This window comes from Terriglobus roseus (assembly GCF_900102185.1).
Classification (GTDB): Bacteria; Acidobacteriota; Terriglobia; order Terriglobales; family Acidobacteriaceae; genus Terriglobus; species Terriglobus roseus_A.
This window is the reverse complement of the sequence record NZ_LT629690.1, coordinates 905,223-920,001: the sequence shown is the minus strand read 5'-3', so window position 1 is coordinate 920,001 and position 14,779 is coordinate 905,223. Positions and strand designations below refer to the sequence as shown.

The window sequence follows — 14,779 nt, the reverse complement described above, 5'->3', positions numbered from 1 at the left end:
TCTTGCTTACGGAGTAACCACATGCGCTTCTCAAGACCTGGGGCCGTTGCCTGTTTTCTATTTCCCCTCATCTGCACCGCTCAGAACTACCACGTCAGTAATCATTGGGCCATTGGAGGTGAGGGGGGGTGGGATTATCTCCTTAGCGACGATGCAGCTCATCGGCTGTACGTGACACACGGACCGAAGGTTGAGGTTCTTGACACAACCACAGGCAAATTGATTGGCTCTGTGAGCGGTCTTAAGGGGACTCACGGTGTCGCACTGAACCCGGATGGGAAAACTGGGTACATCTCCGATGGTGGCGGAAATGCAATCGTGGTGTTTGATCGCACGTCACTCAGCATCATTTCCACGGTTCCGGTTGGTACAAACCCCGATGGGATTGCCTATGAGCCAGTAACGAATTCGGTGTGGGCATTTAACGGTCGAAGCAAGAATGTGTCCGTGATGAGCGCGACGAACAATCAGGTTGTGGCAACAATCGCACTTCCCGGCAAGCCAGAGTTCCCTCAGGGTGACGGAAAAGGATATGTGTACGTCAACATTGAAGACAAGAACGAGATTGTGAAGCTTGATGCTAAGAGCCACACGATTGTTGGAACTTGGCCACTAAGCGGATGCGAATCTCCCTCGGGTCTCGCAATTGATCGCGCCCAACATCGCCTCTTTTCTGTGTGCGACGGGAACAAGATGGGCATCTCGGATTACGCCTCAGGCAAGCTCCTTGGTCTTGCATCAATTGGCGACGGCCCAGATGCTGCGGGCTTCGATGGGAAGCTGCACCTTGCCTTCTCTTCGAATGGACAAGGAACAGTCTCGGTTGTGGATACATCCAAGCCGAACTATCCGACGATTCAAACTGTGACCACGGTGAAAGGCGCACGAACCATGGCGTATGACGCCGCAACAGGCCGCATATTCTTATCGGCAGCGAAATACGGCGCGGCACCCGCACCAACTGCAGCGACACCTCATCCAAGGCCGACGGTGCTTCCGGGAAGTTTTGAGATCCTGGTGATTTCACGTTAAGAAAATACAAGTCAACCAACAAAAAGAGTCCCGCGATTAGCGGGACTCTTCTCTTTTCAGACTAAGCATTAAGCCGTGGCTTCCAGTTCTTCGCTGTCATGCCGTTTTGCCGTCAGCAGATAGTAAATGACTGGTGTGACGATGAGGCTCAACACCATGGAGATCACCAAACCACCGATGACGGCAATCGCTAAAGGTTGAAGCATCTGGGATCCCGTGCCGAGGGCAAACGCCAGGGGCAACATACCGCAAATTGCCGCTGTCGCCGTCATCAAGATGGGGCGAAGCCTGCGCTGCGCCGCATGCAGCATGGCTTCGCGTGGAGATGTGCCCTCATGCCGATAGCGCTCATCGGCATCCAGCAGCAGAATGCCGTTCTTCGCCACAATGCCAATCACCATGATGACGCCCATGAACGACGCCACATTGAACGTTGTTCCGGTGATCAGCAGAGCAAGTACAACTCCTCCAACAGAAAGGACCGACGACGAGAGAATCGCGATGGGAGCTGAAAAGTTGCGAAACTCGATTAGCAATACTCCGAAAACAAGTGCAAGCGATATCAACAGCACTTGCAACAGTTCATGGAACGATTGTTGCTGCTCCTGGTAAGTCCCTCCATACACGACGTGGACCGTCGGTGGCAGATGCATTGCCGCTACCGTCTGCTGCACCTTTGAAATTGCAGTGCCAAGATCAGAGCCTTGCAACTGTGCTGTGACCACAACCAGACGCTGTAGATTCTCACGGCGAATCTCGTTTTGCGGTGGCAACTGCGTCACCTGCGCCAGAGAGCCGAGCGTTGCCAGTTTGCCGCTGGCGCTGTTGAATACAGTGTTTTCAATGGCGTCGAGTGACTTGCGGGTTTCATCGCCCAAGCGGACGCGAACCGTGTATGGCCGCCCGTTGGCGATCAGTGGATCGGTTGTTGTGACTCCATCGAGAATTGATGTTGCGTCTTCAGCTGCTTCCTGTGGAGTGAACCCCATACGGCCAGCTACGGTTGGATCAATCTGAAAATTTGTAGCGGGGCCACTGATCGTGTTCTCGATACCGTTCTCAACACTGACCACGCCGGGAATCTTGCCAATCTCTTCACCGACACGCGATGCAACATCAGAGAGCAATACTGGATCATTCGCATAGAGCTTGATTTGAATTGGCTCCGGCGCATTGGACAGATCGTTGATCATATCCTGAAGGACCTGAACAAACTCCACATCAAGTCCCGGTTCCGTCTTCTTGATTTCAGCCCTGGCATCTGCGATGACTTCATCAATTCCGCGACTGCGATTCTTCTTCAGCTTTACCGTCATATCGCCTGTGTTGGCCTCAGTCACCGCAGCGAGTCCCATCTGCAGGCCGGTGCGACGCGAAGTGCTTTCCACTTCAGGCATGGAGTGAAGAATCCGGTCAACGTGTTCCAGTACACGATTCGTCTCTGTGAGAGAACTTCCGGCAGGCATGATGTAGTCAAGAATGAAACCGCCTTCGTCCATCTCAGGCAATAGGTCCGAGCCAAGCGCCTGATAGCCAACGTACGTTCCCACGATGAGCACGCCGCAGAGCGCTAGTAGCCAGAACGGTCGGCTCAATGCCCATGAAAGTCCGCGCTCGTGCCAGTGAAGCACTTTCTGCATCACGCGACCATGCTGTTCGTGTTCGTTGGAAACATTCTCCTTCTTGGTGTGACGCAACAGAACAAGGCTCAACGCCGGTGTCCAAGTTACGGCAAGCAACAACGAGGTTAGGAGAGAGATCGTCATGGTGATGGCGAGTGCTCGAAAGAAGCTACCCGTAACACCAGTGACCGAAATGAGAGGTAGGAACACGACCACTGGCGTAATCGTTGAGCCCACAAGTGGGACCGCAATCTCTTTCAGCGCTAGCCGCGCCGCTTCTGCACGTGACTCGCCGTTATCTCGATGCAGAACAATGTTCTCGACCACCACGATCGCATCGTCGATGACGAGGCCAATTGCAGCTGCAAGTCCTCCAAGGGTCATTAGATTGAAGCTCTCGCCAATCGCCCACAAGACAAGCACCGTAAGAGCCACCGTTACGGGAATGACCAATGCTGCGACGAGAGACGAAGACCAATCTCCGAGGAAGAGAAACAGAATGATGCAGGCGAGGCCCAGTCCAATCAGAATGGCGTCGCGTACGCTGCCGATACTTTCACGCACAAGCTCCGATTGGTCGTAGTACGGTTTGAGCTGCACACCCTGCGGCAGATTCTTCTTTAACGCCTCAATCTGTGCCGCAACCGCGTCTGTCACCGCTACCGTGTTACTGGATGGCTGGCGCGTGATGTTGATTAGAACAGCCGGAATACCATCAGCCGTGACAGCGGTATACACCGGCAGCACACCCGGCTGCACCGCAGCAACATCCGACACACGCACCGCTACACCGTTGTTAGTGCTCTTCACTACAAGCCGGCCCAACTCAGAGGCGTCATGCGCCTGAGCTCCCACAAGCCCTAAGACAAGTTGATGGTTCGATTCGTAGAGACCAGGTGAATCAATAATGTTCGACGCCTGGACTGCATTCACCAGATCAAGGATCGTGACACCGGCAGTTTGCATACGTGCCATGTTCGGCACAATGTGAAACTCAGGGACCTTACCGCCTTGCACCGTGACCGTACTCACACCGGCAACACGGTTAATAGGGGGCTTTAGTTGATACGTTGCCAGCTCCCATAGCTGCGTCTGCGAAAGACGGTTTGAAGTCAGGCTGTAGCCAAGAATAGGAAAGGTGGCAAAAGTAAGACGATTAGTCGTGATTGTGGCTGTAGCAGGTAGGGTCTGTCGAGCTTTGCTTAACGCTGCGTCCACCAACTGCAGCGTGCGGAACATATCCACATTCCAGTCGAAGAAGAGGCTGACTTCCGCTGATCCGCGGCTGGTATTGGATCGTACTGTTACCAGGCCGGGCACCGAATTTACAGCATCTTCAATGGGCTTGGTGACAGTTACCTGCATCTGATCAACGGGCATCACACCGTTGTCGACACCAATGACTACACGCGGAAAATTGGTGTCCGGGAACACGGAGATCGGGACCTTTTGCGCCGCATAGATTCCAGCAAGGGACAGCACGATCAGAAAGAAAAAGATCGGTCCGCGAAAACGTACGAGCCAGTATGGCTTCTGATCTGTTGCGAGAAGACGACCTTCCATTACTTGTCCTCTCCCTCAGCCCCAGGCTTGCCGACCTTTACTTTGGTTCCTTCATCCAGTCCGTAAGCGCCCTTCGTAATCACGGTTTCTGAGCCGTTGAGCCCCTGTACTACCTGCGTATCTTCGCCATCATTTATTCCGAGCTGTACCGCTACTTTGTGCGCCGTTCCGTCATTGTTTACGACCATGACGGACTTGCTGCCATCTTCAGCAGTCAGAACTGCTTCCAGCGGAATCTTCACAGCGTTCGGCACGGTGCGACCGATGATGGATGTGTGAACAGGAGTTCCCGCCTTGTACTTTCCTGCGGTATTGTCGATCTTCAACCACACCTCAACCGTCGTGCTCCCAGGGTCAAGCGCAGGGCTGATCAGATTGACCTTGCCGGTGACAGGCTCATCAACACCCGGTACTGTGACTGATGCTCCATCTCCCAAACTGAGTCTCTGTGCGACGATCTGCGAAAGATGAACTTTTGCTAAAAGGGATGACGTATCCATCACCGTGATCAGCGGTGTACCTGTATTGGCTGTTTCTCCCGGAAACAAAGGACGATCTGTCACCACACCGGAAATTGGCGTATGAATCTGTGAGTACGACACCTGCGCTTCTGCGGCTTCATACTTTCCTTTAGCGGATGAAAGCTGACCTTGCGCCTGCCGTTTCGTGGCTTCGCTGGAAACACTCTTCAGTGAATGAAGATGATTGGACGCAGTGTCGTATGCAACCTGCGCCTGCGCAAGCGCCGCCACCGCGGTATCGTAATCGCGTCCGGCAATTGCCCCCTCCTGCAACAGCTTTTGGCGCGCCGCAACAATCTCTCCCTGCAACTTCAACTGTGCTTTCGCCTGAGCAACGTCCAACTCGGCTTTGGCATAGTCTTCCGGTACCTGGGCCTGCGTCTGCATCTGAAATGAAGCCTGCGCTGCTGTGTATTGTCCCTGGTTGTCCAGTGCCTGCCCTGCGAGATCTCGATTCTCCAATACCGCAAGCAGCTGCCCAGCCTTCACCTTTGAACCACGTTGCACATAAAACGTCCGCACAGGCGCTGTGATCTTGGGCGAAATGGCTGCTTGCGCCAGAGGCGATAGGGTCGCATCTGCAGCAATATGTTCGGAAATCTCTCCGCGTTCGGGCTTCTCTGCTTCCACGGTAACAACTGCAGGAGGTGCTTCGTCCACAGCCTTCTTGCAGCCACCTATCGACGCAACACAGAGCAACGAAACAACGAGCTTAATTGGCTTGAATGAACGGCAGATCATGTCAGAGGGTTCCTGTAAGAATTTGAAGTGAAGCAAGGGCAGCTTCGTATCGCACGACGCCATCCGCCTGTGCCGTGCGCGCCGCAAGAAACGAGTTTTGCGCATCCACAACTTCCAGAGCGCTTGATTCTCCGGCCGAATAACGCAACTTGGTAAGTCGAAGACTCTCTTCCGCAGTCACCACACTCTGGTCCAGCAGATCGAGCTGATCACGCGCTGCAGCCGCTTCCGTATAGCTTTCCTCAAGTGTTGCGATGAGTCGTCGTTGTGCGGCTGTTAGTGTCACTTTCGCAGCGTCGCGTTGAATCTCACTCTGTTTCACTCGCTTTTGAGTTGAGAACCAATCCCACACGGGGATATCGATGGTGCCACTGATGGAATATCCAAGATTGCGAACATCATCCGGGCCCCGCTTTGCAAATTGAGGCGCATCGATTCCGTAGGTGAAGTTCAACCCCAGATCCGGTAAATACGCCGCCCTCGCAGAAGTCACACCCGCATTCGCCGCTCGTAATCCAGCCAGCGCGCTTCGTATCTCCGGATTGTTCGTTGATGCTGCCTGATCAACCTCTTCCTTGGTGGGAAGGTTGCGTGATACTGGTGGCGGGTCTGTCGTATACGGAGTGCGCGGATCAGGAAACATGAGCACAGCAAGCTCCAGCGTGGCTTTTTGCTCTGCGACCTTGGCATCGCTCAAGTCTCGCTGCTTCTGCTGCATCTGCAACTGGGCCTTCACAACATCTGCATGCGCAACCTCACGGGCAGCTTCTCGCTGCTGTGTCGTTGTGGTGAAGTCCTTCGCTTCTGCAAAGGCTTCTGTCTGAACCCGAGCTTTTGCCGCTGAAGAACTTACGGCGTAATAAAGCGAAACAACTGTTGCAACGAGGCCACGCCGTGCGACCTCAAGCTCTGCCGCCGCACGAGCGGAATTCGCAGACGCTACCTGGGCATCTGCGATGCCCTTCCAGCCGACCTTCTCGTCGACAACAGCCTGGCTCACGTACTCATGAACCGCGTTGTTTGCAATAAATATCGGCGAAGCCTGCGCACCCACTTGCCCGCCCTGATTTGTTTGCCCATTCGGCTGGGTGTAGAGCATTTGGTTGTGGTACGTGGCGGAAGGCAACAGCGCCGCCTTCGCAAGGTAGGCATCGATCTTTGCGCTCTGTTGCGTAGCCAACGCCGTGGCGAAGGTAGGCTCATTCGCTTTAGCCAGCTGGATGGCATCTGGCAGCGTCAAATGCCTCGGCGTTGTTACCTGCACCTGTTGGGCGACACTGATCGAACTGAGGGCAATCAGTACGGTGCCAATCCCTGAAGAAACTTTCGCGCGGAACTCCATAATGCAACGGTACTTTTCAAACCTTAAGCGAGGCTTAAAAGGCATCGTCAATCGAGAGAAATCGTCCTCGTATGCAATAAACCGGCCGGAATGAGGAAGACCGTATCGGCAGAGCCACTCCGAGGCATCGAGTGGTGGCGTGCCTAGACAGTGCCGTTCATACAGCTCACACCAAGACACAAAACGGCCATTGTGCGTGCAATGGCCGTTTCGCATCGGGTTCAAAAGGTCTTGATAAATTCGATCAGTGCTCGTTTGTCCGCATCCGTAAGAGCTGGCTCTTCGTGCGCATAACTTGTGCCGAAGTAGTGCCCACGGTTGGAAACGTAGTCTGGGCACTTGCTAAGGGCGAGCATCTCCGGCAGCAGGTTTGCGAATACCTGTTGTGCCTGCTCGTTGGTAGCTCCAGCGGGCAGTTTCGCAAGATCAAGCTTCAGCTTCACCAATAGCTTCACGACTCGCTCCTGCCGTGCCGGACGTTCCGCCGGGCTCACACCCTCGCCGAGCAGATCCAGGTTTGCAAGCAGATCAACAGGAGTGCCGGCTGGAATAGGACCGATACGAATCGAATCTTCACCAAAGACGGCGGGCAAGAGCCTGCTGCCCGGACTGAGCAATGGTCGCAATGCAGGAGGAATGAACCCGGCCGGGACCGATAGATAGCTTTCCTGCGTTGTACGGTCAATCACGCCTGGAACCTTGTCCGGGAGCAAAGTGTCTTTGTCACGACGCTCTGGCCACAGCATCTTTTCAATCGAATCCTGGAACGATCGCATACGTGCTTCAACCGACGGGCTTGGGTCAAAGGTTCCGACACTGTTATTCAGTAGGAACGGTGCGGTCGACCATGCGCTTATCAACGAAGGCGGCCTGGTGTATCCACGCCCACCTGCGGGAAGCACATACTGGCTCGGCTCACCCGTGTATGGGTGATACACGGTGATGGTTCCAGCAGACGGAAGATCCTTGTACGTACTGGAGGAGAAGTTATCCCAGATATTTCCCGCGATTGCGTTGGTGGCTAATGGACTGCATGCGTTGGTCTTGAGTAGCGTTACAGGAACACGCTGGTCTGTGGATAAATAGTTGTTCTCAAGGAAGTCAGGCTGATGCACGATGGCCTGCATCTTCGTCTTAAAATCATCGGTCTTCGTCCACGCCCAGTAACGATTCCAACAGTTGAGGTAATCCTTACCAGAGCACCCGTTCGGATCAAGTCCCGGAGCGGGCTGAGGAATCTTGCTGGAATGGCAGCGTGCGCAGCGATCTGCAAATACAGTCTTGCCATGCTCCAGTTGAGCTTGATCCTTCGTCAGGTAAGCCTCGCCACCAGGAGCATCTTTCAAATGATGTCCCGCAGTGCTCTTCAGGAAGAACAACGCCATGTTGGGCGTTTGTTGTTGTGTCACCTGCCAGTACACCGACTTCTCATTCGCCGTCTTGATCAGGATTGGACTAACATCCTGACCTCCGACAAGCGGACGGAAATGCTTCGTCCACTCTTCGCTGTAGAGTCCGATGTTGAGATAGACACGATTTAGCGCGCCAAGAACACCTACTGAGTCGGCTCCGTCCTTCAGCACGCGTGGCGTCTCTACCAGGTCCGGGGCCTGGTAGAAGTTCGTCAGAGGACCAGACGAAATGAAGTCGTTTAATTGTTTGTTGTCCTGTTCACCGCCTCGCAACGTCTCGCGTCCCCAGCGTTGCGCCGCTGCCATGCGCGACGGCAGATCGTACACCGCGTTCATGCTTCGCGGGTTGTTGATGTTGTCGGTCGAGATGAGCGAAGTATCCAGCGTTCCCGGGCGTGAAGCATGAAACAGTTGCACGGGAAAACTGCTCATATCGGACTGCCACGCAAAGATACGGTCGATCCAGAAGTACTGCGCGCCGACGTTAGAGCTCAGGTTCTCCCATTTGGGATTTTCTGGATCGGCTGGTGGCTTAAGCGGATTCGGACCCACATGGCAAAAGCCGCAAGACATACCCACTCGGTACGGCCTTACGAGGTTCTTGTCGTTGTAGTACGTGGGATCGGTGTAATAGCGTACCGGGTCCCAGTGCTTCGCCGCCTTTTCGTCGAACTCGGGGTTGGGAAAGAGTCTGAGGCCAACGATGCCCGTGGCGTATCCATAAAACGAACCGGCTGGAATGTTCTTGCCACGCGCTCCAAGCTGCACACCGGGATACTTGGCCTCGTTTTCAAAAGGCTCGGGACCGCACGCGGGATCGCGCGTATCGAGCCATAGCCCATATCGTTTCGGATCGGGTCCGGTCGCCTGGATATAGCATGGCTCATTCACAAGACCCAAGTAGTCCCACCGATTGCTGCGAGATGCTTTGAGCCCTGGACGCGAAGAAAGGGTCTTCAAAAAATCAAGCGTGCCTAAGCTGGTGGTAGCCAGCGTGTCCCAGAGGCGGTCGTCGCCTCCCGTCCAGGCGATCCACATGTTGCGTCCCTTGATCTCTTCAGGAGTAAGGGATATGGCGCCGTCCATATCGTGGTAGTAATCTTCATCCGCAGCCGGAAACGATGCAGCGGCGCGACCTGCGCGCATGGCTTCATCTTTGGGATGGAAGAGGATGATTGGGTGGATAAAGAAGTACACCACAATCAACGCGCAAACAACCAGAGCAACGATTACCCACGCAAGACGCTTCAGTACGCTCATGCGATCTCCGGACCTGGCTAAGTAGGGGATACTGCCTTATTCAACGCCACGAAGTGAAACGAACCAGGAAGGTGTACTTTTTACCACACGCAGAGCGCAATGTAATCAACAATCTGAATTGCACCGGCAGTTCCCTGATACCCAAATTCCTGTGTTTTACATACTTGCGTTCCCGGCCGGATGCACGAGGCTAGCATTAGCAACGATTGTCTTGAGGAGACCGATGGACCAGATTGCCGAAGCAGAGTACATCGTTGTTGGTTCTGGAGCCGGAGGCGGCACTGTGGCAGCACGACTGGCTGAGGCAGGGCACACGGTGGTGTTACTGGAAGCCGGTGGTGACCCTCGATTGCTACAGGGCGGAGATCCTGCTTATGCAGATGCTGCTCGACTCCCCACGACCTACGATGTCCCTTGCTTTCATCCATTCGCCTCTGAGAATGAAGCGCTCCGTTGGGACTTCTTCGTTCGACACTATCGGAATCAGCAGCAACAGGAAAAAGATCCTAAATACGGCAAGGACTATGACGGCAAGCCGGTAGATGGAGTCCTGTATCCACGGGCTGGAACACTGGGCGGATGTACAGCCCACAACGCGATGATCTTTGTGTATCCCGCAGATGAAGATTGGGCGGCCATTGAAGCTCTAACGGGCGACCCTGGTTGGAATCCGAAAACAATGCGCCGCCACTTTCAGAAGTTGGAGAACTGTCATTATCTTCCGCTTCTGCGGTTCGCAGCTCTCTTCGGTTTCAACCCCTCTCGCCACGGATTCAATGGATGGCTCCACACGGAAAAAGCTATCCCGATGTTGTCCCTCGCCAACCGCGACCTGCTGAATACCATTCTATTTTCTGCGCAAAATGCTAATCAGGAGCTTGGCCATTTCAGGCAGCGTCTGCGATGGTTCCTGCAAAGTCTGCTCGATCCGAACGACTCACGGACGTGCGGAGAAGATGCATTTGGCCTTCGGTATCTTCCATTAACGACACATGGCCACGCGCGGAATGGCACACGTGAACGACTTCTTGATGTGCAGAAGCGTTATCCCGATCGGCTTCGTGTGGAGTTGAACGCTCTTGCGACTCGTATCCTTTTTGATGATGAGAATCGCGCCATCGGAGTCGAATATCTGAAGGGCGAGAAGCTGTACCGCGCACATGCCAATCCCAATGACTCCACAGGAGAGCGTAAGTCGATCTTCGCGAGCCGTGAAGTGATTCTAAGCGGTGGTGCATTCAATACACCGCAGCTACTAATGCTTTCTGGTGTGGGACCTCAGGAGCATCTCGCTCACTTCGGAATCCCATTACGAAAACATCTTGCGGGCGTGGGGAAGAATCTTCAAGACAGGTACGAGATCAGCGTTGTGTACCGGATGAAATTCTCTGCTTGGCACATCCTGAAGGATGCTCGGTTTGACACCACCGATCCGCAGTTCGCTAAGTGGAAACGTTGCCGCAGTGGCGCCTATGCGACAAACGGCGCTGTGCTTGCGGTGTTCCGCCGCTCCGGTGATCGAATTGCTCCAGACCTCTTCTGTGTTGCATTTCTCGGCAGCTTCAAAGGCTACTTCCCCGGATACTCTCGCGAATTCATTACCGATTCAAACTGCCTCACATGGGCCGTGTTAAAGGCGCACACCAACAACCGCGCCGGTACCGTTTCTCTACGATCAGCCAACCCCAAAGACACTCCGTTGATCGATTTCGCCTACTTCGAGGAAGGCACTCCGGATAATGATGAAGATCTCAATGCGGTTGTTGAAGGACTTGAATTCGTACGTTCGATCAGTTCGTCGTTAGTAGACAAAGGGCTAATTGAGAAAGAGGAATTTCCCGGTACAGCGATCGATACACCCGATCGGATTCGTGAATATATTCGAGCGCAGGCCTGGGGGCATCACGCATCCTGCACTTGTCCTATAGGAGATGCAGAAAGCGGTGGCGTTATTGACAGTCGCTTCAGAGTGCACGGGACTGCAGGGCTACGCGTAGTGGATGCGTCAATCTTTCCACGCATCCCGGGCTTCTTTCTGGCATGCCCGGTTTACATGATCGGAGAGAAAGCCGCAGCCGACATCCTGCAGGATGCACACACGTCTTCGTCATAGATTGTTCAGCTCCGGCCGCGTGGTCATCCCGTTTTTTATTGACATACAGAAGGATCAAGCGAATAGTGTTGCCTGAGCAGTCCCCACAGCCGCATTCGTAGCGAGTTTGCCATAGGGCAACAAGGTGGTGTGCATGTCTTATTCCGCATCTGATCTTCTGAATCTTTCTGACAGTGAGTTGGACGACGCCTTCAAAGGCGGCACTGTCGGCCCCATACCCAATGGTGAGGCCGATGGCAGGGCTATTCTTGCGCCCGGTACGAAGTTCACGCATGACATTGCGTCGATCGTTAATATCTTTGCCTGGCAGGGAAAAACCTTTGATGCCAAGCACGGAACGTTGACCAATCGCATCTCGTCTCTGGGAGTGAATGCAATCGTTGCGCAGGTCTACGTTGGCCCGAGCCTTTTCGACGGGAAGGACTGCATCATCCTCGATTATTCGAAGACATCGCTCTTGGCGAAGCATGTGCGCGATGAAATTCGTCTCATTGCCCCGCAGCTTTACCTTGGCCTCGTCTATTGGGACACGAAGAGGACGATTCATTTCTCGCTCCAATTTCCTGCGGCATAAGTCCTTATCTAAACCCGCCTGTCCTCTCAGATTCAGGACAACTTGAAACGCTGTTTCGGGAGTATGTGGATGGTTGATCCCCGTGCCGAAGCCAATCCAGACCAACCAATCCCAAAGGCCCAAACTGGTTCACGGATCAAAGACATCACAGCGGATGTGTTGACCCGTCTTATCCAGATAGAGCGGCGTGTCGACCCTTGGTTCCGCCCCGCATTCGACGCGACACTGCGAGACCCAGTTGCGCGCTTGACCACAGCATTCATGAACGCGCGTCGTGTCAACGAACATCTGGCACTGGCCGAAGAAAAGCTATTGCCCCACGAAAACGAATTTAACCAGGATGTTATCGCCAGCTTTCGTCAACAAATGACTGGCCTCTGGAAACCCGGACGTTTTGAGCGGGGAGGAAATACAAAAACTCATGGCATCGTTCGCGGTGAATTCATCGTGCACGACGCATTGCCAACTCATCTTGCGAAAGGCATCTTTGGCGAGGCCCGTACCTTCCCTGCCTTTGTGCGTTTTTCAGGACCAGGCCCTTACATCACACCCGACATCGATGACGTAGGTTTCATGAGCATTAGCGTAAAGCTCATGGATGTTCCGGGGCCAAAGCTGATGCAGGAAGAAAAGTTCACCCAGGACTTTCTCGCGGTCTGCACACCCACCTTTGTTACAGGCGACATAAAGTCGAATGCAAACCTTCAACGTGCCAGCCTACAGAATGCATCCATCTACCACTTCCTGAATTTCACGCAGAGCCATATCCTCGATCTGCTCATGCAAGGCCTGTGGACAAAGACGCAAAGTAGCCCATTGGAGGCGCCGTACTTCAGTTGTGTCCCTTACCTCATGGGCGAAGGCCAAGCGATGCAGTACTCATTCTGGCCTGCGTCGAATCACCGTACACCGGTTCCGCGCCTCCCTCGGCGACCGCCCGACGACTATCTCCGCCTCGCCTTGGAAAGTCGGCTTTCGAGTGAAACAGTCGACTTCGAAATGAAGGTGCAAGTTCAGACCGATTCGTTTCGAATGCCTCTGGAAAATGCAGGTGTGTTGTGGCCGGAAAAACTCTCTCCGCGGGTTACGGTGGCGACATTGCGCTTACCGCAGCAGGCCGTCAGCTTCGCATACGCCATACAAATGGCGCGGCTTCTCTCCTTCAATCCCTGGCACTGTATCGCGGACCATCGTCCACTTGGCAATCAAAGCCGAGCGCGCAAGGTGATGTACGCCACTCTTTCAGAGCTACGGCACCGCATGAATTCGGAGCCCCATTTTGAGCCGACGCCGAGTGATCTGCCATGACGCCTCAGGCCAGCGTAATGTACGCCGCGCCGCTTCGGCCCGGAGCTGCGGCGGTAGTTCATCAGCTTCTCTGCGGTATGAACAAGAAACCAGGTGTCTACGATCCGCAGAACGATCTCATTCCGCTTCACACCTTCCCACAGCTTCACTTTGCACGTTTGCTCGTAGTGCAGGATCTTGCTAACGCAGACCGAGCAGTCTATGGTCTGCCCACAACCGGTTTGCCTGAATATCTCGTCTTTCTTGCTGAAATCGATGGTGAAGAGTCGACGTTTCGCAACGATCTCGTTCGCGTAGCACGAGCAGGCTTGGTAAAGCTATTCACCAACTGCTCCACCTACAAAGATGGATCTGATTTAGGAGACTGGCTCAATGCAAGTCGGACGGATGCAGCCGCAACCTACGTAAACTGGCGCGGTCGCACTGTCGTTCAGGTAAGAGAAGAAGAAACGCTGCGACGATTTCTGAAGCAAAAGCTAAAGGAAGACATGCGCGCGGATTCCGCAGAGAATGTTCGACTTGCTCTCCAAGCCACAGTAGATAGATCCAAGGCGCAGGGTGAGCTTCGGCTTACGTCTCCTATACCAACTCCCATCGCGTGGCGCATTCAAAACGCATTGAATCTTATTCTCGTTCCCGTCGTTTTTCTTCTCTTCTCGCCACTTCTACTGATTCTTCTTCCCTTCTTGATCCTGCAAATACGGCACTGGGAAAAGAACGATCCCGCTATAGCGCCTCCGGTCGACCCGAATCATTCAGAAAAGCTTCTGGAGATGGAAAACCAAGACGTTACAAATCAATTCAACGTCTTCGGTAGCTTGAAGCCTGGCCGGTTGCGACTGTGGGTTGTTCGGCTTCTTCTTCTGTTTACTGACTACGCTGCGCGTCATCTTTACCACAGCGGAAATCTTGCCCGTGTTTCCACAATTCACTTTGCACGTTGGGTCTTCATGGATGGCGGTCAGCGCATGCTATTTTCCAGCATCTACGACGGCAGTCTGGAAAGCTACATGGACGACTTCATCAATAAAGTCGGCTTTGGTCTGAACATAACTTTCAGCAACGGTATCGGCTATCCACGCACCAGATGGTTGCTGCTGGATGGGTGTCAGGACGAACAAACATTCAAGCGTGTTTTGCGTAGACACCAGTTGCCAACCGAAGTTTGGTTCAACGCGCATCCCGGACTTACGGCGGCGAATAAACATCGCAACCTGCTGATTCGTGCGGGCCTGGAAAAACAATCTATGAGCGAAAAAGAGGCAGCAGCTTGGCTAGCGTTGATCTAAGG

General features: G+C 53.9%; 9 protein-coding genes. 5 read left to right on the top strand and 4 right to left on the bottom strand.

Annotated features, from left to right (window positions below; translation table 11 throughout):
* Nucleotides 1-21 precede the first annotated feature (21 nt).
* The gene (locus BLT38_RS03975) at nucleotides 22-1,032 is read left to right on the top strand and encodes a YncE family protein (RefSeq protein ID WP_083344022.1); all 1,011 of its coding nucleotides are present in this window, start codon (nucleotides 22-24) and stop codon (nucleotides 1,030-1,032) included.
* A 68-nt stretch (nucleotides 1,033-1,100) separates the two neighbouring features.
* Here the strand turns inward: BLT38_RS03975 and BLT38_RS03970 are convergent, their stop codons facing one another.
* From BLT38_RS03970 to BLT38_RS03955, 4 genes are all read right to left on the bottom strand, one after another.
* Nucleotides 1,101-4,217 (bottom strand): efflux RND transporter permease subunit, encoded by a 3,117-nt coding sequence (locus tag BLT38_RS03970; RefSeq protein WP_083344021.1) that lies wholly within the window; start codon nucleotides 4,215-4,217, stop codon nucleotides 1,101-1,103.
* Nucleotides 4,217-5,479, bottom strand: coding sequence for an efflux RND transporter periplasmic adaptor subunit (locus BLT38_RS03965; protein ID WP_083344020.1), 1,263 nt, complete (start codon nucleotides 5,477-5,479; stop codon nucleotides 4,217-4,219). Before BLT38_RS03965 ends, BLT38_RS03970 begins: the two co-directional genes overlap by 1 nt.
* 1 nt (nucleotide 5,480) lies before the next feature.
* On the bottom strand, nucleotides 5,481-6,821 hold the full coding sequence (locus BLT38_RS03960; protein WP_083344019.1) for a TolC family protein: 1,341 nt from the start codon (nucleotides 6,819-6,821) through the stop codon (nucleotides 5,481-5,483).
* 221 nt (nucleotides 6,822-7,042) lie between these two features.
* A complete protein-coding gene (locus BLT38_RS03955) occupies nucleotides 7,043-9,493 on the bottom strand; it encodes a hypothetical protein (protein WP_083344018.1) in 2,451 nt (816 codons plus the stop codon).
* A 223-nt stretch (nucleotides 9,494-9,716) separates the two neighbouring features.
* On the opposite strand from BLT38_RS03955, the gene BLT38_RS03950 reads away from it, so the two are divergent.
* From BLT38_RS03950 to BLT38_RS03935, 4 genes are all read left to right on the top strand, one after another.
* Nucleotides 9,717-11,606, top strand: a complete 1,890-nt coding sequence (locus BLT38_RS03950; RefSeq protein WP_083344017.1) for a GMC family oxidoreductase — start codon at nucleotides 9,717-9,719, stop codon at nucleotides 11,604-11,606.
* Between the two features lie 133 nt (nucleotides 11,607-11,739).
* On the top strand, nucleotides 11,740-12,180 hold the full coding sequence (locus BLT38_RS03945; protein ID WP_083344016.1) for a hypothetical protein: 441 nt from the start codon (nucleotides 11,740-11,742) through the stop codon (nucleotides 12,178-12,180).
* Between the two features lie 69 nt (nucleotides 12,181-12,249).
* Complete coding sequence (locus BLT38_RS03940) at nucleotides 12,250-13,488, top strand: hypothetical protein (RefSeq protein ID WP_083344015.1); 1,239 nt, start codon at nucleotides 12,250-12,252, stop codon at nucleotides 13,486-13,488.
* Entirely contained in the window at nucleotides 13,485-14,777 is a 1,293-nt protein-coding gene (locus BLT38_RS03935) for a hypothetical protein (protein ID WP_083344014.1), read from the top strand. The genes BLT38_RS03940 and BLT38_RS03935 overlap by 4 nt, the downstream gene beginning before the upstream one ends.
* The last annotated feature ends 2 nt before the right edge of the window (nucleotides 14,778-14,779 follow it).